This window comes from Pseudomonas lini (genome assembly GCF_030812475.1).
GTDB classification, from domain to species: Bacteria; Pseudomonadota; Gammaproteobacteria; order Pseudomonadales; family Pseudomonadaceae; genus Aquipseudomonas; species Aquipseudomonas lini_A.
Genome location: NZ_JAUSSR010000002.1, coordinates 24,643 through 43,182 on the forward strand (window position 1 = coordinate 24,643; position 18,540 = coordinate 43,182).

Below are 18,540 nucleotides of genomic sequence, written 5' to 3' on the forward strand. Positions count from 1 at the left end.
GAGCCGCGCATGCCAATATTGGAAAAAACCACCCTCATCAAGGGACGTAGCTGTGCCGAGGTATTCGACTTCTGCATGGAAGGTGTGAACTTCCCCAAGATCTTCCCGGAACGCGTTACCCCACTTGGAAACATAGATATTGCTGATCTTCGCATCGAGCAAGGGCGTCAGTTCCGCTTCCGGCATTGGATGTTCGGATTTATCCCTGCCAATTGGACCGTTGGCATCCGTGAAGTCAAAGACAACGAGTATTTCATCGATGAAATGATCAAGGGCCCCTTGAGTGCGTTCCGGCATGAGCATCGCGTTGAATCCGTAGCCGGGGGGACGCTGTATACGGATCGAGTGATTTATCACGCAATAGGCGGTGCGCTGTTTGAGTGGCTATTTGTCGACGCCTATATGGATCGGATATTTGAAGCACGTCACCGCAACATGCAACAGCTTCTGGACCTCTCATGATCGCTATCGAAAAAGTGGATACAGCGAAGCGATTAAAGCAGTTTATCGACCTGCCTTTTCGTTTATACGCCGACGACCCTCAGTGGGTTGCGCCATTACGCAGCGACATGAAACGGATATTGTCACCGCAGCATAACCCGTTTTTTCGCGAAGCGCAGATCGAGCATTTTCTGGCGCTGGATGATCAAGGTCAGGCTCAGGGCCGTGTCAGTGTGTGTATTCACGCGGCATACAACCTGCGTTTTGGTGATGAACACGTTTTTTTTGGTTTCTTTGAAGTCGCCCCAGACCCCGCTGTCACGCGAGCATTATTCGATGCGGTAAGCAAATGGGCGAGAGCGCGTGGGAAGTCGAGATTACTGGGGCCTTACAGTTATACATCGACACAGGACGCCGCGTTGTTACTCGAGAACATAGACGGCCGGCCTCCCACGCTGCTGCAAACTTATAATCCGCTTTGGTACGCCGACGCTCTCAAACAGGCGGGTTTCCATCTGGCTTTCACTTTCAGCACGTATGGAGTGGACGTGGAGCAGTACCACGCGCGGCGCAAGGCCAGTCGCAGTGAAAAAGTGATGCCTGGTAGCCGGTTCAGTGTTCGCAGTGCTACGCGGTCTGACTTGCGGTCGAATCTGGAGGAGATCCGCTGCTTGTTCAACAGTGCGTTTGCCGAGAACTACGAGGTCGCGCCGATCTCCAAGGCCAGCTTCAAATTTCAGATTGATAGTGTGAAGACGTTTATCGATCTTGAAGGCATCAAGCTGATTGAACTGGACGGTCGGGCCGTAGCATTTTTCCTGATTTTGCCGGATCTCAACCAGATATTGAGTCGGCTCAAGGGGCATTTCGGTCTGTTCGACCTGCTCAAGCTCAATCGTTACAAGCGCGGCGTCACCGGTGGCGTCATCGCACTTATCGGCGCCGATCCATCTGTCCAGGGAAGTGGTCTGGGCCGGTTGATCGGCGATGAGATCGTGCGTTACGCCGAACCGCGCTTTCAGCGTGTCGACACAATGTGGATCGACGACCGCAATCCTTCCAGCTACGTACTGGCGCGCAATGTCGGGATGCGTCGGACCAAGCGCTACGGTGTTTTCGGACTCAATTTAGACCAAACCCCGGTTTGACCAGGAGCTGTAATCGAAATGGATAATCCCTTGATTTCTCTTGTGGGGCTGAAGAAATTCTATCCCAGCGGCGAAGGTCGCAGTTTAGTGCTCAATGACATCAACTTGACGATACCTCGCGCCAGCATGACGGTGATCAGAGGTGTGTCAGGCTCGGGCAAAACGACGCTGCTCAACGTACTGGGCGGATTGGATCGTGTGGATGAGGGGCAGGTTCAGGTGGGAGACGCGCTCCTGAGCGCCATGGACTTCAAGGCATTGACGCGTTTCAGGGCGCAGCGGGTAGGGTTCATATTCCAGTTTCACAATTTGATTCCGACGTTGACTGTGAAGGAAAACGTGCTGACAGGGCTTGAGCCGATCCGCTCAGTCACTTCACAAGACCATTTACGAGCGCAGGAGTACCTGCGCAAGGTCGGACTGCATGAGCACGCCGAAAAATTCCCCTCAAAACTTTCCGGTGGCCAGCAGCAGCGGGTAGCCATTGCGCGAGCGCTCATCAAGGAGCCTCAGTTGATTCTCGCGGACGAGCCCACAGGCAGTCTTGATGAAGAGACTGGCATGCTTGTTTTCGAACTGCTGCGTCAGATGCAGGAAGAGAAGCAGGTCACCGTGGTCATCGTCACGCATAACCCCGCATTGGGACAGCATGCTGACGACGTCTACGAGATGCGTTCCGGCAACCTGCACAGGGCTGAACCATGAACATGCTGATGCGGCATGTGCTTCGTTCGGTTCTGGTCATTCGCTATCGCTTGCTGACTATCGCACTGATCTGTGCCTCGACCTTCGGTGTGCTGGTAGGTGCCTACTCGGCGATTGACAGTCTGTTCGATACGGTAGAGGACATTCAGTCCCACGCATCGATGGCCGACCTGGAGGTCATCTTTGCGCCGGACGATCTGATCAACCTCCCGGCATTCGATGACATTACCGGCGTAACCGCGACCCATCACCGATTACTGATGCCCGGATTGGCACCGTTGGGTGGTATTCAGCCGGTCGCAGGATTGATGGTGAGTGCCGACGCAGCGGATTTCTCAGCGGTCAACAGGCTGAAGGTCTTGCAAGGTCGCCTGCCGAATGCATCGGATGTCAGAGGGATTGCCCTTGAGCGTAACTGTGCGAAATTCCATGCGAAAGGTGTGGGTGACCGTTTTGATTTTATTGCGGGCGCTGCCAGGTATCCGGTAGAGGTTATCGGCATCGTTGAAAGTCCGGAGTATCTGGTTGCGCCGCTGAACCCCAGTGTGTATGTGCCCAGCAACGGCTCTCTGTGTGTGTTGTTTGCTGACCAGGGGCTCATGCACCAGCAGTTAGGGTTTTCAGCCATCAACAGCTTATTGTTCAGCGTATCGCCGCAGGCGTCGATTAGTGAGGTCAAGCAGCGTATTACCGAGCGAGCGCAATCGCGTCTGGCCGTCGATTACGTGCTGCCGCGCCAGGAGCAGTTCAGCCAAAAGTTCCTCGAATTGGACCTCAATACCTTCAAGGTTTTCCTGCCGACGGTCGTTCTTGTTTTTGCGCTGTCATCTACCCTGGTGGTGTTTTTCCTCATGTACCAATGGGCCAAGGAAGAGCGCCCATTGATCGCGATGTTTCTCACGCTGGGCTACACGCGCCGACAGGTCGCCTGCGCTTACAGCCTGCCTGCGTTGATGTTGATTGCGCTCGCTCTGGTGCTGGGTTGCGGCCTGGCGCTGTTTGATATGTATGCATTTGGCTGGAACTATGCACGCGCCATCGGCATGCCCGAGCCACAATTGATGTTCAAGCCGCCTTATCTATGGCGAGCCGGTTTATTGCTGTGCTGCACCGTCGCACTGGGCATGTACTTGCCGATGCGCTCGATCGTTCGTATCACTCCGATGGATGCCCTGCGCGACGTTGGCGCAGGTCAGGAGCAAGCGTTTGCGCTGCGTATGGTCGCATGCCTGCGTCATATCGGCGGTCCGTTCTGGTTTCGTTATTCGCTGCGCAATTTGCTGCGCAGTTGGCGCATCAGCCTGGTCACGGTGCTGGCAATGGCGGCGAGTGTCGCAATCACAATTGCCTTCTATATTTCCCTGACGTCCATGGAGCGAACCGCTATCAGCAACGTGGAGCGCGACAACTGGAGCCGGGTGGTCGATCTGGATGTGCCCTGGTGGGACGAAGACATCGGCCGCCTCGAAGGCCTTGCCTCGGGCAGTCGCTGGTCGACGTTCGTCAAGGGCGGTGCACAGGTAGTCGGCGAGGGGCATCTGGATAACGCCAGCCTTCTGGGCATCGAGCCGGCAGACAGTGTGCGACACGTAAATCTGATGGAAGGCCGGATGTTGTTTGACGGCGATCTTGACGCCCTGGTTATTGAACGCCGCATCGCCATCGCCCATGACGTCCATCCGGGTGACCGATTGAATCTCAAAGTGCGAGGAAACATCTATCCGGCCAAGGTCGTCGGGGTGTTTTCCGGGGCGCTGCCGGGTGAAGTCATTACCACGCGACGCTTCGCCCAGCAAATGCTGTCACTTGATGAGCAATTTACCGGCGCGTACCTGGTGGATGCGGGGAACAGTGGCCTGGACGATGCGAGGATCTATGAGTTGGCAGGCGTGGTACGGGTTACGTCCAAGCAGAACATAGTCGCCTCCATTCTGGAAATCAGTTCGCATATCTGGGTAATCATTCACATCTCTGCGCTGATGAGTATTGCTATTGCCCTGCTGTTTGCGGTGACCAGCATGAACTTTAGCATCGTGGGGCGCCGTGGCGAATATGGGGTTTTGAGAATCCTGGGTTTCAGCGATCGAAGTGTGTCGCTCATTATGCTTTGCGAAACCTTCAGCGTTGCGTTGCTTGCGGGCGTGGTGGCCATCCCGCTGGGCTATGTTCTCGGCGCCGTCCTCAACCATCGCCTGACGGACGTCTGGTTCAAGATCAATACCGATCCCGCCTTCAGTGATTTCTGGAGAGTCATCCTGCCAGCCTTGGTGATTATTCCATTCGCAGCAATGCCTGCGATTCGTCACGTATTCCGCATTCCCGCGGTAGACACGCTCAAGCTCAGGAATTTTGGATGAACAGCAAACTGCTTACTGCCCTGCCTCTGTTGATGCTTTGTACCTGGCCAGCCTTCGCTGACGATGCGCTGGCGGTTATGCAGGATTCTGATCGACGTATGAAGGCACAGGACGAAAAAGTCGACTATCGCATGGAGCTGTTTGACGGCGAGCGGTTGACCTTTACACGCCAACTGAGTCGCTTGGATAAGCGTATTGCCAACCGCATGGGCACCTTAGTGCGGTTCACCGCACCCGCTGCCGTCAAGAATGTTGCGCTGTTAATCGAGGACAGCGGCAAAGCCGCAAACGATATCTGGTCTTATACCCCTTCGACCAAAAGCCTGAGACGACTGGCTGGTTCTCAAAAGCAGAACTGGTTTATGGGTACGGACTTCACCTATGAAGACTTTGAGGACTACAAGCTGCTGAACTATACGTTCACCAGCCTCGCGGCCTCTCAGCCTTGCCTCAGTTGGCCAGCGTGCCGGCAGATTGAAGCGAAGGCGCGTAGCGAAGAGGCGGATATTTCCGGCTATTCACGCAAGGTCTACTACCTGGAAGAGAAGAGCCGTTACCCGGTGCAGGTGGATTACTTTGATCGCCAGGGGGTGCTGGTCAAACAGCTTAAAACCGAAGGCCTGCAAGTGGTTGGCGGATTCAGCAGGCCTACGGCCCAGACAATGCACAATCTGGCGGCCAATAAGAGTACGCGGATGATTGTCGAGAAAGTGAACATCAATCCTGGCATCTCGGATGCTGAATTCACTCAACGTGCCCTGCGCACCGAACACTGATCCCGAGAGTCCCATATGTCGACTGAATCGCTGCAAACCCTGGTGCTGGAGCTGCTCGCCAGCACCCTTGAACTGGATATAGCTGAGTTGGATGCGCAACTGAGCATCGAAGAGCTGGGTCTCGACTCGCTGGACGTACTGAAGCTCACCTACGCGATTGAAAAGCGATTTTCTGTCAATTTATCAGCCTACAGTCATACCGATATCAGTTCTGTGTCTCGCTTGGTGGAGATACTCGCTGAACGCCTGGCCTCCAAGCGAGCGGTTTCATGAACACTGTTGTAATCACCGGGGCGGGGTGTGTGTCACCGTTTGGTGTGGGTCGAGAGCGTCTTTGGGAGGGGTTGGCTAAAGGACAATGTGCCATCGCACCGGTGCCTCGTTTGATCGACGTTGTCGGCGGGACATGTAACGCGGGGGCGTTGCCGGAGGATGCACTTGATGGCGTGTTCACGGCCAATGAGTTGTTACTGTTAGACCGCGCGAGTCAGTTTGCACTGCTGTCGGCAGCAGAGGCGCTGGATATGGCCGGTGTAAACCTGGCATCGGTTGACCCCTACAGGTGCGCGGTCTACATGGGGACCGCCGCGGGTGGCAGCGAGTCGCTGCACAGCGCCTATCTGGACCTCTATCAGGTCGGCAGCGCCACGCTCGCACCGTGGACGGTGCCACGTGTCATGGCGAATGCCGCAGCCAGTCACATAAGCTTGAAATACGGTTTCAAGGGCCCGGCGCTCACCGTCAGCACAGCGTGCGCCTCTTCCACTCAGGCGATTGGCGAGGCTTATCGGCTCTTGCGATTCGGTGACGCAGACCTGGTGATGGCGGGCGGTACTGACGCGTGTCTTAACGCACTGGTCTGGAAGGCGTGGGAGGCGTTGCGAGCCATGGCGCCCGATACCTGCCGGCCATTTTCCACTGGCCGTCGCGGCATGGTGCTGGGCGAGGGGGGCGGTGTATTGGTCATGGAGACCCTGGCGCATGCCCAAGCTCGCGGCGCACCGATACTGGCTCGCGTATTGGGGTATGGGGTCAACAGTGACGCGGGCGACTTGCTCAAGCCGTCCGTGGAAGGCCCTGCCCAGGCCATGCGCCAGGCCATTGCCGACAGCCGCTTGCCCGTCGAGGCATTCAGTTACATCAACGCCCATGGCACCGGCACTTTGCTCAATGACCGGTGTGAAACGGCCGCTATCAAACAAGTATTCGGCGCTCATGCTCCTTCGCTTGGCGTGTCATCCGTCAAGTCGTCGATAGGTCACTTGATGGGCGCTGCGGGAGTGGTCGAGTTGATCGCTGGTCTTATGAGCTCGATACACAAGCAGATTCCCGGAACCCTCAACTACCTGGGGCAAGACGCCGAGTGCGACTTGGACTACGTGACTGAAGGTCCGCGAGAGGCAGATGTGAAAGCGTGGCTGAAAAACTCCTTCGCGTTTGGTGGCCTTAATGTTTCCTTGGCCCTGTCTGCGCAGGGCGCTCAATGATTCTGGTCACCGGCGCCAGTGGATGCCTGGGCAGCCATATTGTGCGGGGGCTGCTGGAGCAGAGTGAGACCGTGGCGGTGCTGGTCTTGCCAAACGATCCCGCCTCAACGCTGCAGAGCCTGCGAGAACGTTTGGTCTGGCGCGAAGGCGATTTGCTTGATTCCGCAAGCCTGGTGCATGCGCTTGAAGGCGTCACACAGATCTACCATGCCGCCGGTTTGGCGCTGCCTTATGAATCCGAGCGCAAACGTATGTTTGCGGTCAACGTCCAGGGTACGGTGAATTTGCTGTGTGCCGCTCGTGACGCCGGGGTCGAGCGTATCTTGCACGTATCGTCCATCGCTGCCGTTGGCTATCCGACTCAGGAAGCGGACGAGTCGATGATCTATAACGGCGATGCATTTCGCCTGGCTTATATGCACAGCAAGCGTGATGCAGAAGACCAGGTTCGTCGTTTCTGTGAGTCAGGCATGAATATTGTTATTGCGTGTCCCTCTGCGGTCATTGCCTCCAACTGTGATGTGCTGCATGGATGGGGCAAGGTCATGCTTGATCTGCAGAATCGACGCCTGCCGTTTATCCCGCCAGGGGGCATTGCGGTCATCGGCGCGCAAGATCTGGTGAGGGGGCTGCTGGCCGTCATGGCCAGAGGCAAGAGCGGGGAGCGGTACATCCTCAATGCCCATAATGTCAGCTATCTCGAATTATTCACCTGCATGGCTGCTGCCCTGGCTGTCGACTCTCCGCGTTGGCAGCCTCGCACATTGGGGTGGATCGTCGCCCTGTTGCGGCCGTTGGATGTATTGCTCGCAAAGATACCCGTTCGGCTCTCGGCCGATGTCGTTGCGTTGTTGGGCAGGCAGGTTCATTACCGAAGTGACAAAGCTCGCGAGCACGTAGGCTTCGCGCCTGCACAATCACTGGAGCATATGGTCCATGAGGCCGCAAGCTGGTTGACGAGTCGATAGGAGATTGGTCGTTGAATGCATGGATGATGTTTGATCCTCAAGCACGGGAGGACACACCTGCTGTGACTGAGTTGAATGCGTGGTTGCAGGACTGGGCGAAACGCCTGGACTTTCGCCTCATGGATGAGCGCCGTTGCCTGCCGCCGCACTTGGTGCTGGCAGTCGGGAACCGAGGCTTGCTGGGAATGCAAGTGCCCGAGGCCTATGGCGGGCGGTTGTGCTTGTCTAACTTTGAATTGTTGAGAGTACAGCGTCAGTTGGGCGCGATTGACCTGACCTTGGCTTTTTTTGTCGGTCTCAACAATGGGTTGGGCATACGTCCTATTCAACGCTTCGCAGCGCCAGCCATCAAAGAGCGGTACCTGCCGCAACTGGCGAGCGGCCGGATGCTCGCGGCGTTTGCGTTGACTGAGCGGGCCGCGGGCTCCAACCCGTTGGGTATGGCGGCCTGCGCGCAACGTGAAGGCGATTTGTTCAGGCTTGATGGGACTAAGTCCTGGTCAGGTTCGGCTGCATGGGCGGGAGTCATTTCGGTATTCGCCCGTCATATTGATGATCAAGGGCGCGACCTGGGCTATTTGGGCCTTTGCGTAGATGCAGAGCAACAAGGCATGCACCAGGGCAGCGAAGCGATGACGCTTGGCCTCAAAGGCATGGTGCAGAACCAACTGCATTTTGACGCTGCCCTGGTCAGCCAGGACCGAGTTCTCGGGAGTGCCTTTGCGGGCCTGGCTGTGGCCAGCGACACGATGGGTTTCGGGCGGCTGGGAATTGCTGCTACCTGTGTCGGCGGGTTATGGCGGTGTGTTCAATTGATGATCCGCTATAGCACCCGACGTAGCCTGGGCGGTCACCATCTTTGGGATCATGAGCATACCCAACGTGTGGTTGACGACGCGCTCTGTGCGGCGACTGCAATCGGCGGTTGGGTCGACCACCTGGCGCTACGACTGGATCAGGGCTTACCTGACGCTCCCCCCGAGGTCCTGGCAGCGACGAAATGGTTGGCCAGCGAGGTGCTTGGGGAGGTCAGCGATAGCGCGCTGCAGATGCTGGGGGCCCGCGGCTATTGCGATAACAATCCCATTGGACAACTCTGGCGCGATGCACGTATCACGCGTTTATTCGAAGGGCCTTCGGAAACGCTGGCGGCCTTCATCGGCCAGAGGGTGCTGGAACAACCCGGCACTGTCATCGCCTACCTTGACCAGACAGTCCACGGCGAAATCATTCGAGCGCGTATTCTGGAGTGGACCGCCGAAGAGGTGTCCGTCCCCCGTTTATCGGCGGGTACGCTCAGGTTGGGGGAGTGTGTTGCCTGGTTGATGCTCTCGTCGCAGCCGCTGGATGAATTCTGTCGTCGTTGGGTGGACTATCGGTTGGAGAGAGCGTTGCACGCGTGGGAAAGAACCCGTTTACCTGTCAGGAAAATGAATTATTCAAGCGACTGGGCAACGATTGACACAGGTATTCATGATTGCGCCCAGCCCGGTGAAGAACGCAAGATCGACCCTTTGCTTGCCTCACAGGTGAGCGCATGAATGTGCCTGCAGTGAAGGCTGGCCTGGCATTGGCGATACTGAGTAATGTCTGTTACGGCGACGCTCTCGACGCACTCGATTTCAACGGTCGACTGGAAACACGACAAGCGTTGACCCGTGAAGGCGAGTGGGGACTCAACGAGTATTCTGCATTGTTGGGTGGTGGCTGGCAGGATGCATCGGGCTGGCGCTACAAGTTGGAAGTCAGGGCGGTGCAGGAAAATAAACTCGACGGCGACTATCGGGAAGTTGAGCCCCGTGAATTCTTCGCTGAGTACCAAGGCGAGCGGTGTACCTCAACGCTGGGGATACAACAAGTTGTCTGGGGCAGCGCTGACCGGCTCAGGGTCCTGGACGTGATCCATCCGTTTGATCGTCGCGAAGGCTATTTCGGCGACTACGTCCAGCAACGCCGCCCATTGGCCATGCTGAACAGTGAATGCTCGGTATTTCAGGATCAATCCTTACAGATGCTGTTAATCCCACAGACACGTAAGGACCTTCTTCCCGATAGCGGTGCCCGTTTTGCTGAAACCAGCGTCAGCGATTATTTGGGAAATATCCCTCAGTCCGAGGCGGATGGCCCGGATTGGCGTAAACCTGCCGACTGGACACCCGCTTTGCGTTGGAGCGGCAATGTCCAAGGAGTGGACTACTCCCTGAATGCCTGGCATGGCTGGCAGACTGAAGAAACTTACTCCCCCAGGCTCACACAGGCTGGTTTGAGCTATCGAGAAGCACTGAAGCGTCGCACACTGTTTGGCGGCTCATTCGCGATGCCGATAGGTCCGGTGGTATTCAAAGGTGAAGCGGCCTTCGTACCTGATGCCTATCGCTACTCCCAGGCACAAACGGGCATCGTTGAACTTGAGAAGATCCGTCAAAAGCAATTGCTGCTGGGCGTGGATTACTTGAGCGGGGACTGGTTCTTCGGCATGCAGTATTACAATGTCTGGAAGGACGCCGTGGCGCGCGCTGTCGATCAAGATCGCACGCAAATGATCAGTTTGGCGGTGCGCCGCGAGCTTTGGCAGGGCCGGCTTTACCTCACCGCTTACGTTGCGCAGGACCTGCGTCTGGATGCGCAATATGCTTCGCTGGAAATGAGGTACGACGTTGATGCTCACTGGCAATTACGTACGGGTGTAGACGTATTCGAGGGAAGTCAGCGCAGCTTCGGTTATTTTGACGAGCAAAGCCGGTGGGTCAATGCTGTGCGTTATTCCTTTTAGCGCGGGCATGTACTTCGTTGATTGCAATCCTGTAGCCGATGGCCAAGCCCGCGGAGCTCATCGAAATGGGCTCCGCAGAGGCTCATGGATGTCAACCCGATCCCCAGGTGCCCCTGAATACTAAGCGGGACGCGGTGCTTCAACAGGCGGGGTACCGTCGTGAAACATCGTCTTCAGTTGAGCACGCAGTTGCGGTGAGTCGGTGTGCTTGTGAACACTGACTGCATGCTGTGCGGCGGCCTCGAGCAGTTCGCTTTCAGAGTCTGCGGACAGTGCGACTGAGCATTGGGAATCGCTCGGAAACTCGCGGCAGTCGATGTATTTACGCGCCATGATATGTTCCTCCCTACGACGAAGGCAGGCCGTGGCCTGCGTGAACGATCGCTCGAAGCGTCACCCCATGCATCAAACACAATTGCGTGTCACATCGAGTGTCCCGACTCTTGAAGTATAGGCCCGCCCGATGTCAGGGTAGTGGTGCCGGTCTTACTGCCCCGGTTGCTCGAGGCTATCCGGATCCCCGAAAAACATCTGAATCCTCGACCTCAACCACCGCTCCCCCGGATCATTGTCCTGGGACCCGCGCCAGGCCATATGCAACTCAAAGCTGCGCACTGGTAACGGTGGGTCTTCAGCCCGCACACCGCCCGCCGCCGTCAGTGCTTCAGCCGTGTAATCCGGCACGGTGGCGACAATATCGGTGCCGCTGAGCAAGGTGCTCAGCCCGTTGAACTGCGGTACCGCGAGCACCACATGACGTTTGCGCCCGAGCTTTTCCAGTTCCTCATCGATAAAGCCGCTCAGGTCGCCGGCGAACGACACCAGCGCATGGGGCCGAGCGCAGAAATCGTCCAGGCTCAACGGCCCCGGCACGGTGTCGGCGCGCAGCAGCTTGGGCATGCTGCGGCGCAGTACCTTGCGTTTGGCGTTGGCCGGCAGGTCCGCGGTGTAGCTGACGCCGATTGAAATCTCGCCCGAGGCCAGCAGGCTCGGCATCAGGATGTAATTGGCCCGCCGCACCACCAGCACGATCCCCGGCGATTCGGCGCGCAGGCGCTTGAGCAGCATCGGCAGCAAGGCGAATTCAACGTCATCCGACAGGCCGATGCGGAACACCGCCGTGCTGGTCGCCGGGTCGAATTCCGCCGCACGGCTGACCGCAGTGGATATCGAATCGAGTGCCGGAGAGAGCAGGGCGAAGATTTCCACGGCGCGAGCGGAGGGCTCCATGCTGCGGCCCGTGCGCACGAACAATGGATCATCGAACAGTCCGCGCAGGCGCGAGAGCGCCGCACTGATGGCCGGCTGGCCGAGGAACAGTTTCTCCGCAGCGCGGGTCACACTGCGTTCGTGCATCAATGTTTCGAATACGATCAACAGGTTCAGGTCGACACGACGCAGGTCATTACGATTCATCTGGAGTCCTGGCAGAGTCCGGGCTTGACGGGAGCGGCCATTTAAGAACAATGACCGGCATGAATATTACGGGGAAAGACTGCTACTCTGCACCGAATAATTCAGTTTCGCTGGAACGGAGCCGGCAACCGTTGATCCTTTCGATGGTGCGGAATCAATGACAGGCATGTCGACTATTAATAGCCACTGATGGTCTTGGGTCCAAAGCCCGGATAGAGTTCAGGGCATTAGAGGTTTCTTTGACGAGGTTTGCGATGTCACGCACGATCCGTTTTCACAAGTTTGGTCCGGCCGAGGTGCTCAAATGCGAAGAGCATGCGGCCGCTCTGCCTGCTCCGGGCGAAGTGCAGGTGCGCGTCGAGGCGATTGGCATCAGTTGGTACGACATTCTCTGGCGCCAGAACCTGGCGTCGTCCCATGCTCGCCTGCCTTCAGGGCTTGGCCATGAAATGGCCGGTGTCGTCACGGCGCTCGGCGAGGGTGTCGATGATCTGGAAGTCGGTGACAAGGTCGCCAGCTTCCCGGCCGAGAGCCCCAACGACTATCCGGTCTACGGTGAACAGATCGTGCTGCCGCGCTCGGCGCTGACCCGTTACCCGGACGTCCTGAGTCCGATCGAAGCCAGTGTGCATTACACGCCGCTGTTGATCGCCTATTTCGCCTACGCCGATCTGGCACGGGTCAAGCCCGGGCAATTCGCCCTGGTCACCGACGCCAGTCACTGCGCCGGACCTTCGTTCGTCCAGTTGGGCAAAGCCCTGGGTGTGCGGGTGATTGCCGCGACCAAGACGGCGGATGAACGTGAGTACCTGCTGTCCCTCGGCGCCGAGAAAGTCATCGTCACCGAGGAACAGGATCTGCTGATGCAAATCAACAAGATCACCGATAACCGTGGCGTGGACGTGGTGTTCGACGGACTCGGCGGCCCACAGATGTCGCTGCTGGGCGATGTACTCGCTCCTCGTGGCAGCCTGGTGCTATACGGCCTGCAAGGCGGTAACCAGACGCCGTTCCCGGCCTGCGCAGCGTTCCAGAAGAACATCCAGTTCTTTGTGCACTGTATCGGCAACTTCACCGGCAAGCCGGAGTTGGGCATCGTCCAGGACCAGGCTGCGTTGCAACGGGCCTTGCGCGATATCAACCAGCTGACCGCGGACCGTGTGCTGCTGCCGCTCAAGACCCGGGTCTTCCCGTTTGCCGAGTTTGTCGAAGCACACCGTTACATGGACGAATGCCCATGCCGCGAACGGGTCGCCCTCCAGGTCGAACCTGCGTAACGCCCCTGACAGAGTCCGTGCCCTCACGGACTTTGTCGTTTCTGCCACACCCCTCATGAATGAGACCTCCCATTGCCCTGTCGATGGGTCAGTTCAGCAACTGAGCTGGTTTTTGCTCTCAATCTGTATCTTCTAATCAGCTTATAAGCCCTGATAATTGAATGATTACTTTCATCTCAAGGAATGAGTCATGGCCGGGTCTCAGGCTTATACTTTTCAATACGCCTCATTGATGTATGTTCGAGCATTAACGGCTCGTAACGCAGTTGCCAAAAAATCATGGGTAACTTCCTTCTTTATTTCTTGTACTAAATGTCTGTGGGACGCTGTCGGACATTTCCTAGGACCTCCAGCTTCGCCGCATGGCACCGTGTTTAGCGGGCTTCGCGGCAGCCAGTCCTTGGTCAATACTCAGACCGCCGTGACCCCATCCAAATAATTGCCAAAAATTTAAGTGTTAGCATTTTGCAATAAAGCCCGGCCCTTCAGGCACGGGCTGGCGATCCATTGCACGGTGCCCATGTGTGTTTGTGCACTGTTGAAACTACGCGTACCAGGTAAATGAAGATGACCAATATCCATGATCAAGCGATGACCTATGTCTATCAACAAGTACTGCAACGATTGCTGAGTTTCTTCTCTCGCGCCGAACGCACCGCATTGCAGCTGCTGATTCAGCGCCTGGTGGTGGCGGCGGGGGGGGTGGAACGAATTGGCGATTACAAGGTGCTGGCGATCCAGTCCGGATCGCGGGACAGTTGTTATACCCTGGCGCTGCTGCGGGCTGCTCAATTGAGCATCGCCGGCCGGTCGCCCGCGACCTTCCGGTTACGTGTCGCCACCCTGCGCTTGAACGGCGCCAGCGCTGTGGCTTTGGAAAACATCCACCGCAGCCAGAGTGCATTGTTCCTCTATGACGATCCCCGGGTCGAAGTCCTGATGGTCGATAATCGGGAGGTCCTGCCGTTCAATCACCAGGCGCCGATCTCGGAGGCCGGCCAGGAATTCAACCGGCTCAATCTGCTGATGGTCGGGCACCGTAGAAGCTGGAACGGGCCGCTCGATCTGTGGGACGACGGGTATCTGGCCACCGGCGAGTTCCATGGGCAGATCGCCCGGTGGGACAATGGTGTCGATGCGTTGATCAGCAGCGACAGCCCACTCCAGCAAAAGCGCTTTATCCAGGGATTGAGGCGTGCGGCGGCGAAGGCCGGGCTCAGACACTCCAATCATCATGAACCCGGCTACGAAGGGCTGTTCACACTGCTCGATGAACTGGGCAGCGACAGCTATCGCCGGTTGTTTCCCGAAGACGACCGTGCTGCATGGCGTCCCGCCGAGCGTTTTGAAGCCTGCCGGCGCACGACGTACATCGACGTTTACGACCTGCTGGTCAGCAATCTGGAAGAGCGCTGGCCGCTATTGACCGAATTTCTCGGATTTCAACCGGACGAGCTGTCCGCTCAGCTGCGTGACAACGATTACGTCAGCCTGTCTATCTGCGCACACCTGCAGGGATTGCAAGCGTGTTACGTGCACGGTCACAGTTACGAGGCAGGCGTTGCCGACTACCTGCAATGGGCCTTGGTGATGATGCGCCGCAAGCAACTTCCCCAGCGATTGGGCGAGCAGGCGGTGGCAGCGTTTGGCAACCCGGCGACCTCGGCCGAGCAGCGTACACGGGCAGGGGCCGAGGTACAGAAGAGCCTTGGTTTGAGCGAGGCGCAACTGGTGTGTCTGCTGTTCGCGCCTTTTGGCGACCACGGCGCAGCCCTTGAGCGCTTTTTGCGCCAGTGCCATCCCGGCATGCTCGTGGCGTTGCCTGACTTGCACCGGGCCATGCAAGGCAATCCGGTGCCGGAGCAGATCGCGCAATGGATGGTCGACGTCAGCGGGTTGCCTGTCAGTCTGATCGGCACGCTTTATCGCATGGGCCCGGTCCCTGACCCGGCGCTGCCGATGCAGACCACCCTGTATGACGACGACTGCGCCGTGGGGGGCGAATGGTCGGCGGGACAGTGAAAGGACCAAGAGAAACCGACTTCGCGTATCAGGCGGTGTACCGTTACCTGACCAGCCTGATCGAAGAGCCGGCCAGCGATTCGCGGGTACGCCTGCCATCGTTGCGCCAGTTGGCGGACCGTCTGAGTGTGTCGATCTCGACGATCCAGTACGCTTACTCGCTGCTGGAGAAAGAAGGGCGCGTCTATTCGGTTGCCAAGTCAGGTTATTACGCCTTGCCCGTGTCTTCCATCACGGTGCCCGGCAGTGGTCATGACCTGCTCGAAACGGTCTACGTCAATGCCAGGCGTCCCGGCATGCTGGTCTTGAGCGCCGATGAGCCGGCATTGTTGCAACCCCTGGACCGGCCGTTGCTGCTGCTGGAGAGGGAACTGCTGCGCCAGTATCCGCGCCAGCCGCAATCGTCCTCGCAACCTTGCGGCGAGCTGGAACTGCGTGCGGCGCTGGCCGCGCGCTATACCTCGTCGCCACTGCGCTGCTGGCACGCCGAAGACGTGTACATCGGTGCGGACCTGCGCGGGGTGTTGGAAATATTGATCGCCGTGCTGGGCCTCAAGGACGCCACGGTGGTTGTCGAGTCGCCCTGCGACTGGGTGATTCTGCGCCTGCTGCAGGCTGCGGACGTGGAAGTGATCGAGTTGCCGCTGCAAGCCTGCGGCGGTCTGGACGTCGAGCGGCTCAGGGAGTTGCTGGAAACCAGGCCGGTACGTCTGGTGATGCTGTCGTCCACGGTGAATATGCCACGGGGCAGCCTGGCGCCCGACGATAACCGGCATCTCGTCGCGCAGTTGCTGGCGCAGCATGGGAGTTGGGTCCTGGAAAACGACTGCTACGGTGAACTTGGATTCGAACCGGACGGCCTGCGGTTTCGCGACCTGCTGGACCCTGACCGGCTGATCGTGTTTTCCACGTTCGAAAAGGTCATCGGGCCCGAGGCACCCTATGGCTACCTGCTTTCGCGCCATTTGAGGGTTGAACTGCAACGACAGTTTTTGCTGCGCTCGTTTCGCCTGTCACCGATTCGTCAGAAAGCCATCGCCCGCTTGTACGGCAATGGCCGGATCGACCACCATCTCCAGGTATTGCGTCGGTTGCTCAAGGACCGCAAAGTGCAGATGACCCAGTTGCTGCAGGAACGTCTGGGCGATGCCTTGCACTTCGTCGATCCCCAGGGCGGTGCGACGATCTGGGCCCGTTCGCTGCGCCAGGTCGATGTGCATCGAGTGTTTCAGCGTCTGCTCAAGCACCAGGTGGTGATCGCACCGGGTGAGCTGTTCAGTCTTCAGGGTTTGCACTCGCAACATCTGCGCTTGAGTCACACGTTCGGCGGTGACCCTGATCTCGCCGCCGTACTGGGTCTGCTGGGGGATGCGTTGCGTCTGGAAGCGATCGACTGATCCGTTGTGCGAAGCCGTGGCGTTTTATAGCGTCGCTCCGGGGATCGTTCATATCGCGCTGCGGTCAAACTGCCAGTAAACTGCGTCCCTATTCCTGAGCCACTCTATTCCCGAGGTTTTGCAATGACACTCAGTCCTTTTGCGGGCAAACCGGCACCGGCAGAACTGTTGGTCGATATCCCGCGACTGGTAACGGCCTATTACACCGGCCAGCCTGATGCCGCCATCTCCACCCAGCGGGTAGCCTTCGGCACGTCCGGGCACCGAGGCAGCTCGTTCGACTTGAGTTTCAACGAATGGCACGTGCTGGCGATCAGCCAGGCCATTTGCCTGTACCGCGAAGCCCAGGGTATCGATGGCCCGCTGTTCGTCGGCATCGACACCCACGCGCTGTCCACGCCGGCGGGGGCCAGCGCCCTTGAAGTGCTGGCGGCCAACGGCGTGACGGTGATGATCGCCGAAGGTGACGAATACACCCCGACGCCGGCCATTTCCCATGCCATCCTCTGCTACAACCGCGGGCGCACCTCGGGCCTGGCGGATGGCATCGTGATCACGCCGTCCCACAACCCGCCGCAAAGCGGTGGCTACAAATACAACCCCACCAACGGTGGCCCGGCCGATACCCACGTCACCAAGTGGATCGAAGCCAAGGCCAACGAACTGCTCGGCAACAAGCTGGCCGGCGTCAAGCGCATCAGCTACGAGCAGGCGCTGAAGGCGGGCACCACCCATCGTCACGATTACCTCAACACCTATGTCGCCGACCTGATCAACGTGATCGACTTCGATGCCATTCGCGATGCCAAGCTGCATTTGGGCGTCGATCCGCTCGGCGGAGCAGGGGTGCGCTACTGGTCGGCGATTGCGGAGCATTACAAGCTGGATCTGGAAGTGGTGAACAAACAGGTCGATCCTACCTTCCGTTTCATGACGGTCGATTGGGATGGCCAGATCCGCATGGACCCATCGTCCCCCTATGCGATGCAAGGCCTGATTGGCCTGAAAGAACGCTTCGACGTGGCGTTTGCCTGCGATCCGGATCACGACCGCCATGGCATCGTGACCCCGTCCGGTGGTTTGTTGGCGCCGAACAACTACCTGGCCGTCACCATTGATTACCTGTTCCAGAATCGCCCGCAATGGCGCGCCGATGCCGCCGTGGGCAAAACCGTGGTCAGCAGTGGCCTGATCGACCGCGTTGCCAGGCGCCTGGGCCGCCGCCTGTATGAAGTACCGGTCGGCTTCAAGTGGTTTGCCGACGGTCTGTTCGACGGTTCACTGGGCTTTGGTGGCGAAGAAAGCGCCGGCGCTTCGTTCCTGCGCAAGGATGGCAGCGTCTGGTGTACCGACAAGGACGGTTTGATCCCGGCCTTGCTGGCGGCGGAAATGACCGCCCGCACCGGTCGCGACCCAAGCCAGGCCTATCGCGCCCTGACCGACGAACTGGGCGAACCGTTCTCGGTGCGGGTCGATGCCAAGGCTAATCCGGAACAGAAAGCCTTGCTGAGCAAGTTGTCGCCGGATCAGGTCACCTCGACCCAGCTGGCGGGCGAAGCCATTCAGAGCATTCTCAGCCATGCGCCAGGCAACGACCAGGCCATCGGTGGCTTGAAAGTCATGACCGAGAATGGCTGGTTCGCGGCGCGGCCGTCCGGTACGGAAGACATCTACAAGATTTACGCCGAGAGCTTTGTCAGTGACGAGCACCTCAAGCAGTTGGTTGCCGAAGCCCAAACCCTCGTGGATGGCGCCATTTCCACAAAGTGATTG

General features: G+C 58.2%; 16 protein-coding genes. 14 read left to right on the plus strand and 2 right to left on the minus strand.

The window, feature by feature from the left end; translation table 11 throughout:
- Nucleotides 1-9 precede the first annotated feature (9 nt).
- From J2W17_RS03995 to J2W17_RS04040, 10 genes are read left to right on the plus strand one after another with little or no spacing between them, the layout of a single operon-like run.
- Entirely contained in the window at nt 10-462 is a 453-nt protein-coding gene (locus tag J2W17_RS03995) for an SRPBCC family protein (RefSeq protein WP_307329592.1), read from the plus strand.
- Nucleotides 459-1,589 carry a hypothetical protein gene (locus J2W17_RS04000; RefSeq protein WP_307329594.1) on the plus strand — a complete coding sequence of 377 codons (1,131 nt, stop codon included), beginning with the start codon at nt 459-461 and terminating at the stop codon, nt 1,587-1,589. The genes J2W17_RS03995 and J2W17_RS04000 overlap by 4 nt, the downstream gene beginning before the upstream one ends.
- Nucleotides 1,590-1,607: 18 nt before the next feature.
- Nucleotides 1,608-2,294, plus strand: a complete 687-nt coding sequence (locus J2W17_RS04005; protein WP_307329598.1) for an ABC transporter ATP-binding protein — start codon at nt 1,608-1,610, stop codon at nt 2,292-2,294.
- Entirely contained in the window at nt 2,291-4,651 is a 2,361-nt protein-coding gene (locus J2W17_RS04010; RefSeq protein WP_307329603.1) for an ABC transporter permease, read from the plus strand. The genes J2W17_RS04005 and J2W17_RS04010 overlap by 4 nt, the downstream gene beginning before the upstream one ends.
- Nucleotides 4,648-5,427 carry an outer membrane lipoprotein-sorting protein gene (locus J2W17_RS04015; RefSeq protein WP_307329606.1) on the plus strand — a complete coding sequence of 260 codons (780 nt, stop codon included), beginning with the start codon at nt 4,648-4,650 and terminating at the stop codon, nt 5,425-5,427. Before J2W17_RS04010 ends, J2W17_RS04015 begins: the two co-directional genes overlap by 4 nt.
- A 15-nt stretch (nt 5,428-5,442) precedes the next feature.
- Nucleotides 5,443-5,700, plus strand: a complete 258-nt coding sequence (locus tag J2W17_RS04020) for an acyl carrier protein (protein ID WP_307329609.1) — start codon at nt 5,443-5,445, stop codon at nt 5,698-5,700.
- Complete coding sequence (locus tag J2W17_RS04025) at nt 5,697-6,914, plus strand: beta-ketoacyl-[acyl-carrier-protein] synthase family protein (RefSeq protein ID WP_307329612.1); 1,218 nt, start codon at nt 5,697-5,699, stop codon at nt 6,912-6,914. Before J2W17_RS04020 ends, J2W17_RS04025 begins: the two co-directional genes overlap by 4 nt.
- Nucleotides 6,911-7,882 carry an NAD-dependent epimerase/dehydratase family protein gene (locus tag J2W17_RS04030; protein WP_307329615.1) on the plus strand — a complete coding sequence of 324 codons (972 nt, stop codon included), beginning with the start codon at nt 6,911-6,913 and terminating at the stop codon, nt 7,880-7,882. The genes J2W17_RS04025 and J2W17_RS04030 overlap by 4 nt, the downstream gene beginning before the upstream one ends.
- Nucleotides 7,883-7,893: 11 nt before the next feature.
- The gene (locus tag J2W17_RS04035; protein WP_307329617.1) at nt 7,894-9,423 is read left to right on the plus strand and encodes an acyl-CoA dehydrogenase family protein; all 1,530 of its coding nucleotides are present in this window, start codon (nt 7,894-7,896) and stop codon (nt 9,421-9,423) included.
- Nucleotides 9,420-10,655 carry a DUF1302 family protein gene (locus tag J2W17_RS04040; RefSeq protein ID WP_307329620.1) on the plus strand — a complete coding sequence of 412 codons (1,236 nt, stop codon included), beginning with the start codon at nt 9,420-9,422 and terminating at the stop codon, nt 10,653-10,655. The genes J2W17_RS04035 and J2W17_RS04040 overlap by 4 nt, the downstream gene beginning before the upstream one ends.
- A gap of 120 nt (nt 10,656-10,775) precedes the next feature.
- Here J2W17_RS04040 and J2W17_RS04045 read toward each other — a convergent pair whose 3' ends face one another.
- Nucleotides 10,776-10,988: a DUF1059 domain-containing protein gene (locus tag J2W17_RS04045; protein ID WP_307329622.1), complete on the minus strand. Its 213-nt coding sequence runs from the start codon at nt 10,986-10,988 to the stop codon at nt 10,776-10,778.
- A gap of 153 nt (nt 10,989-11,141) precedes the next feature.
- On the minus strand, nt 11,142-12,071 hold the full coding sequence (locus tag J2W17_RS04050; protein ID WP_307329625.1) for a LysR family transcriptional regulator: 930 nt from the start codon (nt 12,069-12,071) through the stop codon (nt 11,142-11,144).
- 254 nt (nt 12,072-12,325) lie between these two features.
- Here J2W17_RS04050 and J2W17_RS04055 point away from each other — a divergent pair, with 254 nt between their 5' ends.
- The 4 genes from J2W17_RS04055 (at nt 12,326) to pgm (ending at nt 18,537) form a co-directional block, all read left to right on the plus strand.
- The gene (locus tag J2W17_RS04055; RefSeq protein ID WP_307329628.1) at nt 12,326-13,348 is read left to right on the plus strand and encodes a zinc-dependent alcohol dehydrogenase family protein; all 1,023 of its coding nucleotides are present in this window, start codon (nt 12,326-12,328) and stop codon (nt 13,346-13,348) included.
- A 567-nt stretch (nt 13,349-13,915) separates the two neighbouring features.
- Complete coding sequence (locus tag J2W17_RS04060) at nt 13,916-15,370, plus strand: hypothetical protein (RefSeq protein ID WP_307329631.1); 1,455 nt, start codon at nt 13,916-13,918, stop codon at nt 15,368-15,370.
- Nucleotides 15,367-16,767 carry an aminotransferase-like domain-containing protein gene (locus J2W17_RS04065; RefSeq protein ID WP_307329634.1) on the plus strand — a complete coding sequence of 467 codons (1,401 nt, stop codon included), beginning with the start codon at nt 15,367-15,369 and terminating at the stop codon, nt 16,765-16,767. The genes J2W17_RS04060 and J2W17_RS04065 overlap by 4 nt, the downstream gene beginning before the upstream one ends.
- Nucleotides 16,768-16,890: 123 nt before the next feature.
- On the plus strand, nt 16,891-18,537 hold the full coding sequence (gene pgm / locus J2W17_RS04070) for a phosphoglucomutase (alpha-D-glucose-1,6-bisphosphate-dependent) (RefSeq protein ID WP_307329638.1): 1,647 nt from the start codon (nt 16,891-16,893) through the stop codon (nt 18,535-18,537).
- Nucleotides 18,538-18,540: the final 3 nt, after the last annotated feature.